Below are 17024 nucleotides of genomic sequence, written 5' to 3'. Positions count from 1 at the left end.
TTTTATATACACTAACAAACGAAAAAACACGGCGTCTATGAAACGCCACCGTTTAAAAAATCATAAAATAAATCGTACTAAATAGATGGTGATAGGAAACCTGTAACCCTCGGCAAACGCCTTAGCTAGCACCTATTTCAGCAATCAAGATTATATGCTTGACAGTAGCAGCAATCTATAAGCAAAACAATCATTTATCCAGAAAATACTGGCTGCTGCTAAAGACGCGATATGCGATATGCCAATCTATATAGCTGACTGACCTATTTGGCTACCTATCAAGCTTCTGATTGTGCGGTGTCTAATTGATTGACCAGTTGGCTAAAGTGTTCACCGCGATCCGCATAACCACTATATTGGTCAAAGCTAGCACAGGCAGGTGACAACAATACAGCCTGTACTTGCGATAAACTACTGGTAGTGACTTGTTGGATGGTCGCAAAGGCATTCTTTAATGTCTGACACTGATGTAGTGCAACATCATCACTCAATTTCGCAGCTCTTAGGTGTTGTTCAATCTGCTGACCATCCTCACCAATGAACAAGACTTGGCTCACATATTGATTGATAAAAGGCGTTAATTCACCAAACTGTTGCCCTTTGCCTTGCCCGCCTAAGATCAATAATAGCTTACCGTCTTTTGGCGCATAGACTGCGCCCAAGCCTTCGATAGCGGCCATGGTCGAACCAATATTGGTGCCTTTAGAATCATTGAAATAATCAATACCAGCAGCGTTAGCTACATATTGGCAGCGATGTTCAAGACCTGTGAACTGCTGCAAAGTGGTCAGCATACTCTCTAGCGGTAATCCTGCCAGTTCACCAAGTGCTAGAGCCGCTTGCGCATTCAGTAGATTATGACGACCTTTAATCAACAGTTTGTCTGCCGACAGTAATCGTTCTGTACCACGAGCAAGATAAGTTTGGCCTTCTGTGTCGGTAATCAGACCATACTGACCTTTATCAGGGGCATGAATACCCGTACTAATTCTCGGTAGGTTGTCTGCGACCAATGGACGAGTGAGTGCATCTTCACGGTTAATCATTACCGACTTTGCACCTTGGAATATACGGTGTTTGGCTTGATGGTAGCCAAGCATATCTCCATGACGATCTAAATGATCAGGCGACATATTGAGCACAGTCGCTACTTTTGCGCCCAAGTTAGTGACGGTTTCTAATTGGAAACTAGACAGCTCAAGTACCGCAAGTTCCATATTAGGATTATCTAGCAATGTTAAAGCTGGTACACCGATATTGCCACCAACACCCACGTTAACGCCAGCATCTGCCGCCATTTGACCAACTAACGTAGTGACCGTACTTTTGGCGTTAGAGCCTGTAATCGCTACGATGGGTGCGGTACACGCTTCACAGAACAGTTGAATATCACTGACTACAGGAATATTGGCTTGGCGAGCAGCAGCCACAGCGGCAGTTTCAAGAGAAATACCTGGGCTAATAATAATACGTGCGGCTTGCTGCAATAAATCGGCATCTATCCCACCAAACTGACGAATCTCTATCTCGGCTGGCAACTGATCGGCCAACTTAGGGGTAACTTGAGCATCAGTGACTGCGACTTGATAGCCTTGCTTGGCCAGATAATGCGCGACGGACAATCCAGACTGCCCCAAACCGACTACGACTTGTAGACCACTACCCTTATGAAGTAAGGTTTCTGTTGCTGTATTAGTGGTCATATCTATTCCTTCTATTAAACGAGAAAAATTGCATCAAATAAATCTGCTGTATAGCGACTCTAACCGACGCCGCTAAGATGTGCAGCATCTTAACGCCATCGTTCAGATTTCGGTACTGATTTTTTATGACTTTATGCTATTATTCGCCTGTTTTTATATTAAGTGGCTAATGCTATAATAGTCAGCTTGATTAATATTTATCAGTATTTTGCTGAGCACATTGCTCAAGCATTTTAGTTTAGCATGTTGTCACATTTATCGCGCTATTGTCATGCCTCTTCATCAACGATTCTTGTTGTGATAAAGGTGTATCAGACAATTTTGATAATTTGACGAGTGATATATCACCTTCTATTACAGCAAGTGATTGCTGACTCTATATATTATTGTAGGTACATCTATCTAGTTGCCTATTTTAAGCAATCTTTTAAAAAATATTTTTAGGTAATTTACTGCCCTTATCATCGTATTGATTATTGATGAGCGTATTTTTGATACCAAAAAAATCAGTAGATACCTTAATTATTAGTTAGATACCTCGATTATTAGTTAGATACCTCGATTATTAGTTAGATATCTCGATTATTAGTTAGATATCTTGATTATTAGTTTCTCACAATCCAACACAGCAACATGACTTAGTGCATGTTGAAGTAAAAGAAAAATGAATAGCTATTATTAGCGACGCGATCATTTTATAAATGAGTAATGATTACTTTTTTTGCCTCTAACCCTATGTAGTTTACTTATGACATCTTTTATTGATAACTTGCGTGACGAGTGGTTTTCCAATGTTCGCGGTGACGTTTTATCGGGTTTGGTTGTAGCCCTAGCCCTTATTCCAGAAGCCATTGCCTTTTCTATTATCGCTGGTGTTGATCCAAAGGTTGGCTTATATGCCTCATTTTGTATCGCGGTAGTGATCAGTTTTGTCGGTGGTCGTCCAGGCATGATTTCGGCGGCGACTGGCGCTATGGCACTGGTCATGGTCGACTTGGTTGCTGACCACGGCCTGCAATATTTGCTTGCCGCAACTTTGCTTTGTGGTGCCATTCAGGTCGTGATGGGCATTCTAAAGCTTGCTAATCTGATGCGCTTTGTTTCTCGCTCAGTGGTTATCGGTTTCGTCAATGCTTTAGCAATATTGATTTTTGCTGCGCAATTACCAGAACTGAACCCCATGACTGAGCGTGTTGGCACGACCGTTTATATCATGACGGCAGCTGGTTTGGCGATTATTTATCTGTTTCCCCTTATTCCTAAAATCGGTCGCATCGTTCCTTCACCGCTTATTTGTATTGTAGGTTTGACCGCTGTTGCAATGTATATGAATCTTGACATTCGCAACGTTGGCAGCATGGGTGATTTGCCAGATTCATTGCCAGTATTCTTGTTGCCTGACATTCCATTAAACCTAAATACCTTGCTGATTATTGCACCATACTCTATCGCGCTTGCCATCGTTGGTCTTTTAGAGTCTATGATGACAGCGACAATCGTCGATGAATTGACCGATACCCCAAGTGATAAAAACAAAGAGTGTCGTGGTCAAGGTATGGCTAATGTCGTGTCGGGTTTCTTTGGTGGTATGGCAGGCTGTGCGATGATTGGCCAGTCAATGATTAACGTCAAATCGGGTGGTCGTACGCGTCTGTCTACTTTGATGGCCGGTGTTGTTCTTCTTATTATGGTCGTGTTCTTGAGCGAATGGGTCAGTCAAATTCCAATGGCAGCCCTAGTTGCAGTCATGATTATGGTATCGATTGGTACGTTTAATTGGCAATCTATTCGCGAGTTTAAGACGCATCCAATGTCGTTCAATATTGTCATGCTGGCGACTGTATTGACTACCGTCTTTACTCACAACTTAGCTTACGGTGTCGGCGTAGGTGTCTTACTATCTGCCTTAGCATTTGCCAATAAAATTGGTCAGTTCCTAACCATCTTTAGTGAATATGATGACAGCAGCAATACCCGCTACTATTATGTTCAAGGGCAGGTATTCTTTGCCTCTACCACCCAGTTCTTGCATAGTTTCGATACCAAAGAAGCTTTAGATAGTATTCAGATTGATGTAAGCCAAGCACATTTCTGGGATGTCAGCGCTGTTGATACCTTGGACAAGCTAGTGATGCGCTTGCAACGTGAAGGCATTGATGTCAAAGTGGTAGGACTCAACAATGCGAGTCGAACACTGATTGATCGCTTCTCTGTTCATGACCGCCGAGACATTGGCTTGTTAGACTAAGCGAAACTGCTAAGCGAATCTACGCGGTTGCCATGTGGCTATATTATTAGTCCATGGCTGATGTATCGGATATTAATAGACAGTTATATTGGTAAAAGGGTTGGATGTATTTTGCATACGCCAACCATAAACTGAGATAGCAGATTTTTATTACTAAAATGATGTGGTCGTTTTATGAGTAATTTAAAACCAGATAGTGTGATTGCTTGCTTGGACTGTCCTGATCATGTTCAAGCGGTACTAGAGGCCAGTATGTGGGCTTCTATTCGCCTGCGCGCGCCTGTTGGCTTATTGCACTCGATGCCAAGCTTGCAGCAAAAAGCCGCTATTAATTATTCTGGTTGCCTCAATATTGATGACGAAAACGCTTTGCTCGAACAGTTCACATCCAAAGAGCATCTGAGCAACTGTGAACTAAAAGCGCAGGGCCGACTGCTATTATCTCAAGCGACCTCGTATTGTGAGCAGCAACGCCATAAGCTAAAGACATATACACTGCATCGTCATGAGAACCTAAATCAAAGCATTGATTACGTCGATGACCAAGCACAATTGATCGTTATAGGTCATCATGTCACCTGCAAATCAACACTAAGTCAACTCATTCGAGTCAGTCACTGCCCCATTTTGGTGACACATGCACCATTTTTGCCCCCTACTACCGCTTTATTTGCGTTTGATAACAGTCCAACGTGCCATAAACTACTAAATTGGCTGTGTAAAACGCCACTGGTGCGTGCACTAACGGTTCATATTGTGATGGTTGGCAAGGAAACTTCTGATAACTGTGATGCGTTGCGTGAAGCCTACGCCAAACTCAAACAGGCGGGTATCAAATCCAAAAAGACATTGCTTGACTGCCGTGATGTAGCTGCGGCTTTGAACTACTATCAAAATCAGCATGATATCGGTTTACTTATGACTGGGGCTTTTGGCCAATCTCGTCTACGCGAATTACTACAAGGTAGCGACACTAAAAAGCTATTGGTCAGTACAAAAACCCCTTATCTACTATTTCCTAAAGCCTAACGACGTATATATAAACACGCCCAAACCCTTTATCTATCTAAGCCCAGGGGTCTGACTACTATGTTAGGCTCTGCCGCTTACCTCTATTCTCTCTCTACCTTCCCGCCATTCATCTTTGATACGCTTGCATGAAAAGGCCAAGCGAACGACCAAACTCAAGTTAGCAAATCGTCACATGAAATAAAGGGATAGCCTCCCCAAGCACTCAAAAAGTTGGTTATAATAAAGTTTTCGTTAACCAAATGCTAAAGATTGATTCACCTTTATTATGCTTGTAGCAATGGCTCTAATCGTTGCATCGTAGCCCATATTCTATGTTACTACTGTCATTACTTTTTAATGAACAACGCCAATTCTACCTCCCCCCTTGAGTAGGTTGGCATAGTTCTTGAATAACTTACAGTAAGCAAGGCAGAGATATGATGATGCATCATAGTACTTCTATCAATCTGCGGCATCACACAAATAAGGAATTTTTTATGAAGCTAATCACTGCGATCTTAAAACCGTTTAAGCTCGACGACGTGCGTGAAGCGCTTTCCGACATCGGTGTTAAAGGTGTCACTGTCACTGAAGTCAAAGGTTTCGGTCGTCAAAAAGGTCATACAGAGCTCTATCGCGGCGCAGAATACGTGGTGGACTTTTTACCTAAAGTAAAAGTCGAAGTCGCTGTGATCGACGAGATGGTTGAGCCTGCTATCGAGGCAATCACTCGTATCGCTAGCACTGGTAAGATTGGTGATGGCAAGATTTTCGTCACTGCACTTGAGCAAGTTATTCGCATCCGTACGGGTGAAACGGGACCTGACGCTATCTAAATTTGAAGACCTACCTACGGGCATAAACTTATAGGTACAGACTCTTACAGCATTTTTATCTATCGGTAATGCCGATATCTATATTATAAATTCAAGGGGGAATTTAAATGGAAAGTCAAATCTTTGAGCTCCAATATGCGCTTGATACGTTTTACTTTTTGATATGTGGTGCGTTGGTCATGTGGATGGCAGCAGGCTTCACTATGTTAGAGGCCGGACTGGTCCGATCAAAAAACACAGTCGAAATCTTAACCAAAAACATTGCCCTATTTGCAACGGCTAGTATCATGTATATGGTATGTGGCTATGCGATTATGTATGGTGGCGATCTATTCTTAAGCGGAATTGCAGGCGGTGATACGTTAGTAGAAGACGCCCTAGCAGCCTCTGCTGAAAACGGCTTCGGTGGCGACTCTGTCTACTCTGCCGCATCAGATTTTTTCTTCCAAGTAGTCTTTGTAGCGACCTGTATGTCAATCGTATCAGGTGCGGTTGCTGAGCGCATGAAACTGTGGTCATTCTTATTATTCGCTGTGGTCATGACTGGTGTTATCTACCCACTAGAAGGTAGCTGGACATGGGGCGGCAACGATGTCTTTGGTCTATTCAACCTAGGCGACATGGGCTTCTCTGACTTTGCAGGCTCTGGTATTGTACATATGGCAGGTGCTGCAGCAGCTCTAGCAGGTGTATTACTCTTAGGTTCACGTAAAGGTAAATATGGCCCTAACGGCGAGATACGTGCTATCCCTGGTGCTAACCTACCATTGGCTGCACTCGGTACACTAATCTTGTGGATGGGTTGGTTCGGTTTCAACGGTGGTTCAGTGCTTAAATTAGGCGATATCGCTAGCGCTAACTCTGTTGCGATGGTGTTCCTAAATACTAATGCAGCGGCAGCTGGTGGCGCAGTGGGTGCTTTATTACTAGCACGCGTCATCTTTGGTAAAGCCGATCTAACTATGCTCCTAAACGGTGCACTAGCTGGTCTAGTAGCCATTACTGCTGAGCCTTCAACCCCTTCTGCACTACAAGCCACTATCTTTGGTCTTATCGCCGGTATCATTGTAGTGTTATCAATCTTAGCCTTAGACAAAATCAAAATTGATGATCCAGTTGGTGCAATCTCAGTTCATGGTGTGGTCGGTCTATTTGGTCTGCTAATTGTACCTATCACTAACCCAGCATCTACCTTTATCGGTCAGATTGTGGGTGCTGCAACCATCTTTGCTTGGGTATTCATTGCCAGCCTAGTGGTGTGGTCTATCATCAAGCTGGTTATCGGTCTACGTATCTCTGAAGAAGACGAGTACGAAGGTGCTGATATTGCAGAATGTGGTATGGAAGCTTATCCAGAATTTATAAGATAAGCTCCTTTCAAGTAAGCTAAAGACTGCTTTTAAATGCGCTGATACTACCTACTGTAGTATCAGCGTTTATAATTTTAGTGTTTAAAGATCTCCCCTATTGAATATATAAAATATAAGCTTGAATCTAAAACGTAAAAAATCCCGCGAGACCTTTCGGTAACGCGGGATTTTTATGTATTACGCTAAAACTAACTCTTTAGTTTATTTCTTTTTCCACTCTTGACTACGAGAGAATGGGCCAATATAGCCTTTTAGCTTCAACGTGTTGCCGCTTAAGCTTGCAGTCATACGATAGTCTTTGCCTTTTTCAGGGTCAGTAATCGTACCACCACTATATTTACCACCACCGTCAGCTTTTAGACCTTTAATAATGGTCGTACCAACGTGCTTTTTGCCTTTAGCTGAGTTAGTAGCAATAAGAGTACCGGTCAACACACCATTTGACTCAGTGATTTTTACCGTACCTTTTGGCTTGCCTTCATCATATGTCTGCCAAGTAGTGTTGGCTAATGGGTCAGCGGCGAATGCCATGCTAGCAATACCAATACCAGCAACTGCTAAAGTGGTCTTTGTAAATAATTTCATAGATTGACTCCCTTCATACAATGATTACGCGAAACGTTATGTTTCTGTTGTCCTATGCTTATCCTTTGCTAGAACCTTTCATTACGAGCTTTACGGTTTCGACCTTTTTCAATGATAGTTACCATGACAACTTATAAGCTTTTGGTTAAAGATTCGAGCGACACAAGCGATGTCTTAACTCATTATAAGCAATTTTTAGGTTTTGCCTAGTAATTTTTTTACAGTTTCTTATTTCTATAAAAATAAAACCATATCAAAGACTTATAGGAAAGGATTGTCGATATCTTTATCTAATTGGTCATCATTTTCCTTTGACTTAGCATCATTCTTGCTATATAGATTTTTATCTGCAAATGCTTGTACGATTTTCCCCGATAGTTCATGTAGCTGTTGGGCTTGCTCGTATCCCAACTCGTCAAAAGTGAGATCAATATCACCATATATAATAATCTTGTCTTTTTGATTTTCAATGACAAGATCACCAATCTGCATGCTTTGATGGTCGTTGGCGAATGGCTCAATCATTTGATTATCCTTATTATCAGTAACATTTTATTTTTTTCGAAATGAGGCTATTTTTGGGTCTTACTTTCAGCTTAAGCTTGCAACTGTGCAATTAACCATTCTAAAATAGCCCAGACAAATAGCATCCACTCAGGCTCCTCCACAGGTGCCTCAGGGGTATCTGAGCTCTCACCTGCCTTCAATGGTAAATCAAACGCTTGAGATTTGGACTGACTATCTAGCATAGGTAATACATCGATGCCAATCTCAGTGGTCAGCTCATCGATACTGATCACATCGATGCGTTCTGACTCATCATTTGGTGCGTAATACACGCCTGCTTGATTGGTTGCTGGGATATATACCGCTTTGAAGAAGTGGCTAGGCACAAGGACACGGTTAGCGAGCTGCTTGGTTTTTTTATCAGTAAATGCCACACCCGTGATGGTATACACCTCACCGTATTGCTGCGTTAAATACCGAGTGGCAGATTCAATATTACGCCAGATATAGCGATTGTTACGTGGTGACTGCGGGGCAATATTGGCTAGGCTAAAGCTATCATACTGCTGGCTGCGATTGGCCATATTGGCATTGGGTGCCAAATGTCCTCGATCATAACCAGATCCTGAATAATCAGATAATGAGGCTCGTGCTGACTTTGGTAGTTTACTCTCTTCGTGAAAGCTATCTTCACGATCGATCTGCTTAGCTTGTTGCAGACGTGTGCGATCGAGATGCTCTGCTGACCAAAGCGGGGTACGCGACACCCCTGAGTACATGACTGCAAAGCCATCCATGCATAGCGCTTGTGTGTCTTTTTTTAGCTTGGTATTGGTAAATTCAGGATAAACACCCCCATAAAAAGACTGGCTACACTGGGTTAGATCATCAGCGTGCGCTTGGGTAATACCCGTCGCGACAAGCAATACTGCCATCATCGCACTATTCTTACATCCGTACTTAAGCCTACTAAAACTTATCATTCAACTTTCAACCATTTATACTTGCCGTTACATACTTGCTATCCTAGCAGGCGCTTGCCAATAAAGAAAGATAGCGCGCAAGTCGTGACATTTTAAATGGTATCCGCTATACTTAGGCGTTCAAAAAACGGTGAAGTGGGTGAGTGGCTGAAACCGCACGCCTGGAAAGTGTGTATACGTTCATAGCGTATCGAGGGTTCGAATCCCTCCTTCACCGCCAATCTTATTCTGCTTAAGCAAAACCTCAGTTTTTCTATCTTGTTCTACCCTTCTTTAGATATTTTTTATACTTTTTAACAGTAAGACTTTCAGTCTATACTCATCTTCTACTGCTGTCTGAAATACTTCTGTTTAGCCTTAATTCCGTGTGTTGTATGAGTCTAATAACTATATATCTAATCGAACAACACATTGATTGACCAAACTAAAAAATTCGTACCATGGAATGAGAGTGACTCATAAAATGAGTAGATATTCTATTACGATTCGTTTTATTATCAGCTTGTTTTTATCATTAAACCTTTATACAGAAAGGCGTTGAATTTTTCTGTGATGCTCAATCTAGTTTTGTATCAATGCTAGTCAATATTGCTATATCGTACAAAAATGTAATCACAATAGGGTCTCTGATACTCGGCAGATGCCATTGTCCAAAAATTGGATTATAGTAAATATCGGTAGTATTTATTTAAATAAACTAAAGGATACAACGATGAAAACACTAGGAATGTGTATCGTAGCAGGACTCGGATTGAGTGCTTGCGCTACTGGCATGGGCGGCATGGCAACAGGTAATACCAATCAAAATAACAACTCTGCTAACGTAATCACTCAATACCCAGTTGAGACTGCCTTACTCAATATCTATACCAAACAACGTAGTGAAAAATTGGTCGCTACTGTCGGCGGACAAAGCGTAGCCGCAGATATTCAAATAACCCCTAAAGGCAGCATGCGTTTTAATAATAAAATGGTACAAGGCGCAGAAGTCAGCACAATCAACACAGTGAATCAGCAGATTACGGATCAGTCCGTCGCTATCAATTACTTTACGCTAAACCCATTGGTGTTCCATGGTTTTACGGATAGTACGGGTGAGTATTCAATCGCTAACCAAACGACAAGTATCCCTAAGATAGCTACGGTGGGCGACTCAAATCAGCTCATCACTGAAAACGTATATGCTGACAGCAGTATGGGTCAGAAAACCGCCACCTATAAGCAGGACTGGTCGCTCACACAAGATACAAATAACACGGCGTGGCTCTGTATAGAAACCTCAGGCAATCTGCTTTTGACTTCTGATGCTGCAGGTACGTCGTCAGAATGCTATAAAATCAATGCCAAAGGCGATGTTTTGAGTAGCAAAGTCACACTCATTCAGCCTAATAAAAGCGGTACATCTAAATCAATGACATTTATCAGTCAGTAGCATTTGCTCAACTAGTAACGCTCAATAGTGTCATATAAGAACAAAAAAATAGCGCCTAATTAAGGCGCTATTTTTGGATGGTAGGATCGTATTTTTATGAGCGACGGTCATGGTTGTTTTTATCATGGTTGTTTTTATCATGGTTGTTTTTATCATGGTTGTTTTTATCATGGTTGTTTTTATCATGATTGTTTTTGTCGTGGCTGTTTTTAGTATTGCTGTTTTTAGCATGAGCATTTTTGGCTATTGCTTTATGTTTAGCAGCCACTACATTCGCTTTGTAATGTGATTTTGCTGCCTTAACTTTGGCATGCTTATAGTTATTACTCTCTTTATTGCTGCTGTGTTTTTGATGCTGTACCTGAGCTGTATGATGCTTATCAAAATTAGGCGCGGCATTGGCCTGACCAACCATCGACAAACAAGCAGTAACGGCTAGAATCGAGCTAACTAGTATCTTTTTCATCATTTTATTCCTTTGAATTCATATTTAGAGTAGTTATAGATAATTCACTTAGTGTTAAATGAACTATCGTGATAAAGCTTTACTCTATCGACAAAGAGAATGATAAATGATTATAGTATTAAGTAGATTTATGAAACTTGAAGAAAGGTTGCGATTGTTACGAGGGCATGCGCGATTAAAGGCATGTTAGGTGTTGGCGTAATGTTTGGTTAAATGACAGCGTATTTACGCTTTATCAGTAAGCATCGTAAACAGGATATTTATAAAAACGCGAATGTCTGGCTGATTGTTGAAGAATGCAAATACGGAGGCGGTTAAGCTAAACTCTCTATATCGACCTTTCTGCTATTCGAAAAACCTAACTCATTAGAAGTTAATGGCTAATGTTTAAAGCGAACATAGCAATACTCCAGACTGCTATGCTCTAAATGTGCTAAACAGACGTTTTCTGCAAAATATAAACCACAAACTTTGCCTCTGTGCTAAATGCTGCTGTTTCTACGGCAGCCAATAGTGCTTGCCTTTTTTCGCTGCGGGCACGGTAAGCGTAAGGTGTCATCGTCATCAAATCAGCCAAATCCTCTGCGGATAACGTCAGCTCTGTACTGACACAGCAGGTCTCAACCAACGTAAAATACGGTGCCAATTCTTGCAAAAATTTATCAGAATCATGCTCACGCACATCATCAAACAGCGCATCACGCATCGTTGCCAAGTGCCCGACATCAGGTTTGGCAATAATCAGATAGCCGCCATCCATCAATACATTATCAAACGCCTCGGGCAAAATAGGGCTAAAAATACTACTAATACCCGTCATACTATGCGGGCGTAATGGTAGATGTGCAGCACTGGTCACTAATGGATAGACTGCTGTCGTCTTGGCAGTATCTTCTTTGCGCGGCTGATACCATAGACGACCTGCTATTTTACTGACTTTGGCCAGCTCAACCACTGCAGGCTTACTGATGTCAGCGGCTATCAGCGTGTCTATAACATCCGATCCCATTTGTGCCATTGCCTGCGTGTAGTAGCCTTCACCGCAGCCAATATCAAGCCAATTGACCGTCTTGCTATCTTGCTTATCTATTAACTCATCGTTAGACAGCAATTCTATCATTTTTTGGCTAATTAACTCTTGGAGCGGTGCATAGTGTCCATGATTCAAAAACCGCTTACGCGCATCGATAGATTCTTGGCTATCCCCAGGTGCTTTGGACTTTTTTTGTTGTACTGGTAGTAAGTTGACATAGCCTTGACGCGCCACATCAAAGGGATGTGAAGTTTGCTTAGGGTGCAAACTACCATCACAGCGCCAAGTATCTACGGCAGGCTGTAGTGGTGACTGACAAAGTGGACAAATAAATAACGACACGGGCATCTCAAAGTGATAGCAATATGCTTCGTATTTTAACAAAATTCATGGGTCATGAGCGACAAAAAGCCGTCTCAATCACGATTGAAACGGCTTTTTAGAGTTTTGCAAATTAATATCTATATAGATATTCGACTGCTATAGCTTAACGCAGCTTTAGCGTCATTAACCCGAGGATGACAAGGATAATGGCAATAATCCAAAATCTTGCCACCACTTGCGTTTCTTTCCAGCCAATTTCCTCAAAATGATGATGCAGCGGTGCCATACGGAAGACGCGTTTTTTGCGTAGTTTGTACGAGCCAACTTGCAACATCACTGATAGCGCTTCTGCGACAAACAAACCACCCATAATCGCAAAGGCAATCTCTTGACGGGTCATCACGGCGATAGTACCTAGCATTGCACCCAATGCTAGCGCGCCAACATCACCCATAAATACTTGTGCTGGATGCGCGTTGAACCATAAGAAACCAAGACCTGCTCCGACCATTGAGCCACAGACGATGATGACTTCGGAGTTGTAAGGAATATAAGGCACATGTAAGTAATCAGCAAAGCGTACATCGCCTGATACATAGGCCATCGCGCCCAAACCTGCAGCGACGAGAACGACTGGCAAAATCGCCAAACCATCCAAACCATCGGTTAGATTGACTGCGTTAGAAGCACCATTAATCACAAAGTAAGTAAAGATGATGAAGCCAATACCAAATGGCACTACTGAAAATGGAATCATCCAGTCTTTGAATACTGGCAATAGCAGATCCTGCATCTCACGCGTGGTGTTGATATCGGGTTGTAGCGTGGCGATATAATATAAAGACACACCGACAAACAGTGCCCCCATAGACAGCCAAAAATACTTTTTGCGCGCGATTAAGCCTTTTGGATCTTTGTACTTAATTTTTAGCCAATCATCAGCCCAACCGACGGCACCAAAGATAACCATAACCACGAGCAAAATCCAAACATAAGGATTGTTTAGTCGTGCCCATAGTAGCGTCGATATACCAATCGCACTTAGGATCAATACCCCGCCCATGGTTGGCGTACCAGTCTTGGCCAAATGCGATTGAGGCCCATCATTACGAATGGCCTGACCATATTTGAGCGAACGCAAGTGCCGAATGACACGGCCACCAAACATCATGCTAAATACAAGGGCGGTAACAACGGCAAGCAATGCTCGTAGCGTCAACGAAGAAACCGCAGAAAACGGCGTATAATACTGGCCAAGCCAGCCGAACAACCAAACTAACACCGCCTACTCCTCTACTAGCGCATGAATAAGTGTTTCCATTCCCATGGAACGAGAGCCTTTGAACAACACAGTACAAGGCTTAGCTTGTTGCGCTTGCAAATACGGCTGTAAATACTGTAATAAACCTTCTTTGTCAGCAAAGGCATGCGCACTGATATCAGAGACCTCTTGCGCACCCGCAACGGTATAAGGGGCATATTCGCCAACACAAAGCAGCACGTTGATACCTGTGGTCGCAATAGTACGTCCCAAGCTTTGATGCTCACTGATGGCCGCCTCGCCTAACTCACCGATATCGCCCAGTACCATAACTTGCGTACCGGTTTGCGCGGCCAATACTTTGGCGGCGGCACGTACCGAATGAGGATTGGCATTATAAGTATCATCAATGAGACGATGCATACCAAGTATCTGGCTATTTAGACGACCTTTAGCAGGACGTGCGTTTTCGAGTCCAATCACAATGTCACTTACTTCAATATTTAGCGCATGCGCACAGGCAGCAGCAGCCAAGGCATTATTGACATTGTGCTCACCTGCCAATGGCAAGTTGATATCATGGACTTGGTTACCGATATGTAGCTTAAATTCGCTACGCTCAGGCTCTACGTCTAGATGGCTTGCGCTGACATCTGTATTACCAAAGCCAATCACATGTGAGGTGTGCTTTTCAGCGATACGGCGTAGCTGATTGGTAAAATCATCCTTATCAGGAACAATCGCAAACTGCGCGTCCGTCAACGTATGGTAAATCTCTGCTTTGGTTTGGCAGATACCTTCACGGCTACCAAATTCACCCAAATGCGCTGTACCGATGTTTAAGATACAGGCCACGTCAGGCTGAACGATTTCAGTCGTATAAGCAATCTCGCCAATATGGTTTGCACCCAACTCTAAAATAGCATAGCGATGATGATCTGATAGCTCAAGCAGCATCATTGGTACACCCAAATCGTTATTGAGGTTACCACGAGTGATTAAGGTCGGTGCCAATCTACCAAAAATACTGCCTAGCATTTCTTTGCAAGTGGTCTTGCCGCTAGAACCCGTAATAGCAATCACGGTTAAATCTGTATGCTGCTGACGACGATACGCTGCCAATTGACCTAGCGCCAAACGGGTATCGCTGACCACCAATTGCGGAATAGCATTTGGGCCGGACAACGAAATAGGACGCGAGACGACAGCGGCAACAGCGCCTTTTGGTATCGCTGTCTCGATATAATCGTGACCATCGAAATTATCGCCGCTTAGCGCCAAAAATATATCGCCTGGCTTTATCGTACGAGTATCAGTGGCTATCCGCTTACTGGCTAAAGCAGTCTGCTCTGCTGCATGGCCTTGTGGTAGTTGCCAATGCCCATCGAGCGACGTGGTCGCTGCGAGCAGATTGTCCATTTGCCAGACATAGAGTCCTTGCGATTGGGCAGTATTATCGGTGTCGGCTGTCATAATGATTACCTTATATGATGACTACTTAATTTTTATATTTAATGATCAATTTTTACTAATGCATGTAACGCGAGCCAACCAATTACACACGTCCCGTCTGATTCAATGCCTGCTGCAAAACAACACTGTCATCGAAATCATAGCGGACGTTATTAATCTCTTGATAGGTTTCGTGACCTTTGCCTGCGATGACAACGATATCATCTACACCTGAGTGACTAACTGCATACTCAATAGCGGTTTGGCGGGCAGGTTCAATATGGGTTCGTTGATATTGCTCAGCTGTCATACCAGCCTGCATATCTTGCAAAATTACATTTGGGTCTTCGGTACGTGGATTATCCGCAGTCAAAACAACTTGATCAGCACATGCCAGACCTGCTTGCGCCATCAACGGTCGCTTGCCTGCATCGCGATCTCCGCCGCAACCAAATACTGCCCATAGCTGACCTTTACAGTGGGTTTTTAAACTTGCTAGCACTTGGCTTAGAGCGTCTGGAGTATGCGCATAATCAACGATAAAGCAGCCATCATTTGACGGTACACGCTGCATACGCCCAACCGCACCTTGCAACTGTGCAACAGCAGGCGCAATACGCTCAATATTCATGGCTAAGTCAACATCGAGTGCTACGACAGCTGCTATCGCTGCGAGCAAATTGGCTACATTGAAGCGACCTAATAATGGACTGACAATCTCCATGTTGTCAGTTCTCTCATTACCAAACTCAATACGCAGTTTTATTTTGACGCCTTGCAGACTTGGTATGATATCAGCGGCAACAAAAGTAGCCGCTTTTGATGAATCCAAACTGTATGTCCATACCGTCAAACCGCTGGCATTTGCCATATCTAACATAACCTGAGCGTGCTCATCATCGATGTTGATAATGGCATGGGTCAAATCTGGGAAATGAGCTTTATCAAACAGCTTGGCTTTGGCAGCGGCATATTCTGCCATATCGGCATGATAGTCTAAATGGTCACGACTCAAATTGGTATAAATCGCCACAGTGACTGGCATACCTTGTAGACGTTGCTGGTCCAACCCGTGAGAGCTGGCCTCTAATGCCAATATCTCAGCCTTTTCTGTTCCCATTTGATATAGGAATTGCTGGACAGCTAAAGCATCGCCCGTGGTATGACTTGCTTGTACTAGAGCGCCAAGTCGACCATTACCTGCCGTACCCATCACTGCGCTACTCTGACCCATCAACTGGGTAAGCTGTGCCACTAATTGACTGATGGTTGTTTTACCATTCGTACCAGTCACCGCAACCACGGTCGGTAGAGTCACTGGCTGCTGATATTGCAGGCGCGCTTGAATTAAGCTACCCAAAAAGTCGCGAATGTTAGGAACGTATAAGACAGGGCACGGCAATGCTGCTAGTTGCTGCATACTATCCGTCTGCGGTTCACTACTGGTATTTGAGAGATTTGTTGCTTCGCTAAGCAAAATACTAGGGTCAATCTCTGAGAGAATAAACGCGGCTTGTTCAGCGGCTTGCAGTAAATAGTCGCGACTTTTTTCAGAATTGGCTGTTTGACTTTTTAAAAGGACAAATACGTCATTCGCTTCCAACTGGCGATTGTCTAAGCGAAACTGTTGAAACTGAATATGGGCAATAGACTGGGATTGATCTGAACCTACCTGATTGGATTCTTCCTGAATCGATGCTGCTATCATCGCTGTAAGCTGCTCAGCCAGTTTTTGCGGCTGGCTTTTATTGGCATCTATAAGCTGTTGTAAAGTAACAGTAGCGCTATCTAGCGATGATATAGTCATAGATAA

General features: G+C 43.1%; 14 protein-coding genes and 1 tRNA gene. 6 read left to right on the top strand and 9 right to left on the bottom strand.

Going from position 1 to position 17024, the window contains the following annotated elements; genetic code table 11:
- Nucleotides 1–278: 278 nt before the first annotated feature.
- Nucleotides 279–1703 (bottom strand): UDP-N-acetylmuramoyl-L-alanine--D-glutamate ligase, encoded by a 1425-nt coding sequence (gene murD, locus I3254_RS01185; RefSeq protein ID WP_238050575.1) that lies wholly within the window; start codon nucleotides 1701–1703, stop codon nucleotides 279–281.
- A 748-nt stretch (nucleotides 1704–2451) separates the two neighbouring features.
- Between murD and I3254_RS01180 the strand changes: the two genes are divergently transcribed.
- From I3254_RS01180 to I3254_RS01165, 4 genes are all read left to right on the top strand, one after another.
- Nucleotides 2452–3951 (top strand): SulP family inorganic anion transporter, encoded by a 1500-nt coding sequence (locus I3254_RS01180; protein WP_238050573.1) that lies wholly within the window; start codon nucleotides 2452–2454, stop codon nucleotides 3949–3951.
- 174 nt (nucleotides 3952–4125) lie between these two features.
- Complete coding sequence (locus I3254_RS01175; protein WP_102092102.1) at nucleotides 4126–4980, top strand: universal stress protein; 855 nt, start codon at nucleotides 4126–4128, stop codon at nucleotides 4978–4980.
- 479 nt (nucleotides 4981–5459) lie between these two features.
- Nucleotides 5460–5798 (top strand): P-II family nitrogen regulator, encoded by a 339-nt coding sequence (locus tag I3254_RS01170; protein WP_010197981.1) that lies wholly within the window; start codon nucleotides 5460–5462, stop codon nucleotides 5796–5798.
- A gap of 107 nt (nucleotides 5799–5905) precedes the next feature.
- On the top strand, nucleotides 5906–7168 hold the full coding sequence (locus tag I3254_RS01165; protein ID WP_238050566.1) for an ammonium transporter: 1263 nt from the start codon (nucleotides 5906–5908) through the stop codon (nucleotides 7166–7168).
- 201 nt (nucleotides 7169–7369) lie between these two features.
- On the opposite strand, the gene I3254_RS01160 is transcribed toward I3254_RS01165, so the two are convergent.
- From I3254_RS01160 to I3254_RS01150, 3 genes are all read right to left on the bottom strand, one after another.
- Entirely contained in the window at nucleotides 7370–7753 is a 384-nt protein-coding gene (locus I3254_RS01160; protein WP_101205965.1) for a DUF2147 domain-containing protein, read from the bottom strand.
- Nucleotides 7754–8014: 261 nt separating this feature from the next.
- The gene (locus tag I3254_RS01155; RefSeq protein ID WP_201569227.1) at nucleotides 8015–8278 is read right to left on the bottom strand and encodes a hypothetical protein; all 264 of its coding nucleotides are present in this window, start codon (nucleotides 8276–8278) and stop codon (nucleotides 8015–8017) included.
- A gap of 71 nt (nucleotides 8279–8349) precedes the next feature.
- Entirely contained in the window at nucleotides 8350–9243 is an 894-nt protein-coding gene (locus tag I3254_RS01150; RefSeq protein ID WP_238050565.1) for a DNA/RNA non-specific endonuclease, read from the bottom strand.
- A gap of 129 nt (nucleotides 9244–9372) precedes the next feature.
- Here I3254_RS01150 and I3254_RS01145 point away from each other — a divergent pair.
- Together I3254_RS01145 and I3254_RS01140 are read left to right on the top strand one after the other, a co-directional pair.
- A tRNA-Ser gene (locus tag I3254_RS01145) sits at nucleotides 9373–9463 on the top strand.
- Between the two features lie 492 nt (nucleotides 9464–9955).
- Nucleotides 9956–10675 (top strand): hypothetical protein, encoded by a 720-nt coding sequence (locus tag I3254_RS01140; RefSeq protein ID WP_238050564.1) that lies wholly within the window; start codon nucleotides 9956–9958, stop codon nucleotides 10673–10675.
- A gap of 94 nt (nucleotides 10676–10769) precedes the next feature.
- Here I3254_RS01140 and I3254_RS01135 read toward each other — a convergent pair whose 3' ends face one another.
- From I3254_RS01135 to I3254_RS01115, 5 genes are all read right to left on the bottom strand, one after another.
- Entirely contained in the window at nucleotides 10770–11141 is a 372-nt protein-coding gene (locus tag I3254_RS01135; RefSeq protein WP_238050563.1) for a hypothetical protein, read from the bottom strand.
- Between the two features lie 433 nt (nucleotides 11142–11574).
- Nucleotides 11575–12522, bottom strand: coding sequence for a putative RNA methyltransferase (locus I3254_RS01130; RefSeq protein WP_238050562.1), 948 nt, complete (start codon nucleotides 12520–12522; stop codon nucleotides 11575–11577).
- Nucleotides 12523–12661: 139 nt separating this feature from the next.
- Nucleotides 12662–13780, bottom strand: a complete 1119-nt coding sequence (gene mraY / locus I3254_RS01125; protein ID WP_238050561.1) for a phospho-N-acetylmuramoyl-pentapeptide-transferase — start codon at nucleotides 13778–13780, stop codon at nucleotides 12662–12664.
- A 3-nt stretch (nucleotides 13781–13783) separates the two neighbouring features.
- Complete coding sequence (murF, locus tag I3254_RS01120; RefSeq protein WP_238050560.1) at nucleotides 13784–15232, bottom strand: UDP-N-acetylmuramoyl-tripeptide--D-alanyl-D-alanine ligase; 1449 nt, start codon at nucleotides 15230–15232, stop codon at nucleotides 13784–13786.
- Between the two features lie 82 nt (nucleotides 15233–15314).
- Entirely contained in the window at nucleotides 15315–17018 is a 1704-nt protein-coding gene (locus I3254_RS01115; RefSeq protein ID WP_238050559.1) for a UDP-N-acetylmuramoyl-L-alanyl-D-glutamate--2,6-diaminopimelate ligase, read from the bottom strand.
- Between the last annotated feature and the right edge of the window lie 6 nt (nucleotides 17019–17024).

The organism is Psychrobacter sp. Ps2 (assembly GCF_022129405.1).
GTDB lineage: Bacteria > Pseudomonadota > Gammaproteobacteria > Pseudomonadales > Moraxellaceae > Psychrobacter.
Note: the sequence above shows the minus strand (reverse complement) of the source record. Positions and strands in the feature narration are given on the sequence as shown.

Coding starts and splice junctions, on each gene's coding strand:
- murD (WP_238050575.1), bottom strand. CDS start 1,703: ATGACCACTAATACAGCAACAGAAACCTTACTTCATAAGGGTAGTGGT.
- I3254_RS01180 (WP_238050573.1), top strand. CDS start 2,452: ATGACATCTTTTATTGATAACTTGCGTGACGAGTGGTTTTCCAATGTT.
- I3254_RS01175 (WP_102092102.1), top strand. CDS start 4,126: ATGAGTAATTTAAAACCAGATAGTGTGATTGCTTGCTTGGACTGTCCT.
- I3254_RS01170 (WP_010197981.1), top strand. CDS start 5,460: ATGAAGCTAATCACTGCGATCTTAAAACCGTTTAAGCTCGACGACGTG.
- I3254_RS01165 (WP_238050566.1), top strand. CDS start 5,906: ATGGAAAGTCAAATCTTTGAGCTCCAATATGCGCTTGATACGTTTTAC.
- I3254_RS01160 (WP_101205965.1), bottom strand. CDS start 7,753: ATGAAATTATTTACAAAGACCACTTTAGCAGTTGCTGGTATTGGTATT.
- I3254_RS01155 (WP_201569227.1), bottom strand. CDS start 8,278: ATGATTGAGCCATTCGCCAACGACCATCAAAGCATGCAGATTGGTGAT.
- I3254_RS01150 (WP_238050565.1), bottom strand. CDS start 9,243: ATGATAAGTTTTAGTAGGCTTAAGTACGGATGTAAGAATAGTGCGATG.
- I3254_RS01140 (WP_238050564.1), top strand. CDS start 9,956: ATGAAAACACTAGGAATGTGTATCGTAGCAGGACTCGGATTGAGTGCT.
- I3254_RS01135 (WP_238050563.1), bottom strand. CDS start 11,141: ATGAAAAAGATACTAGTTAGCTCGATTCTAGCCGTTACTGCTTGTTTG.
- I3254_RS01130 (WP_238050562.1), bottom strand. CDS start 12,522: ATGCCCGTGTCGTTATTTATTTGTCCACTTTGTCAGTCACCACTACAG.
- murF (WP_238050560.1), bottom strand. CDS start 15,232: ATGACAGCCGACACCGATAATACTGCCCAATCGCAAGGACTCTATGTC.
- I3254_RS01115 (WP_238050559.1), bottom strand. CDS start 17,018: ATGACTATATCATCGCTAGATAGCGCTACTGTTACTTTACAACAGCTT.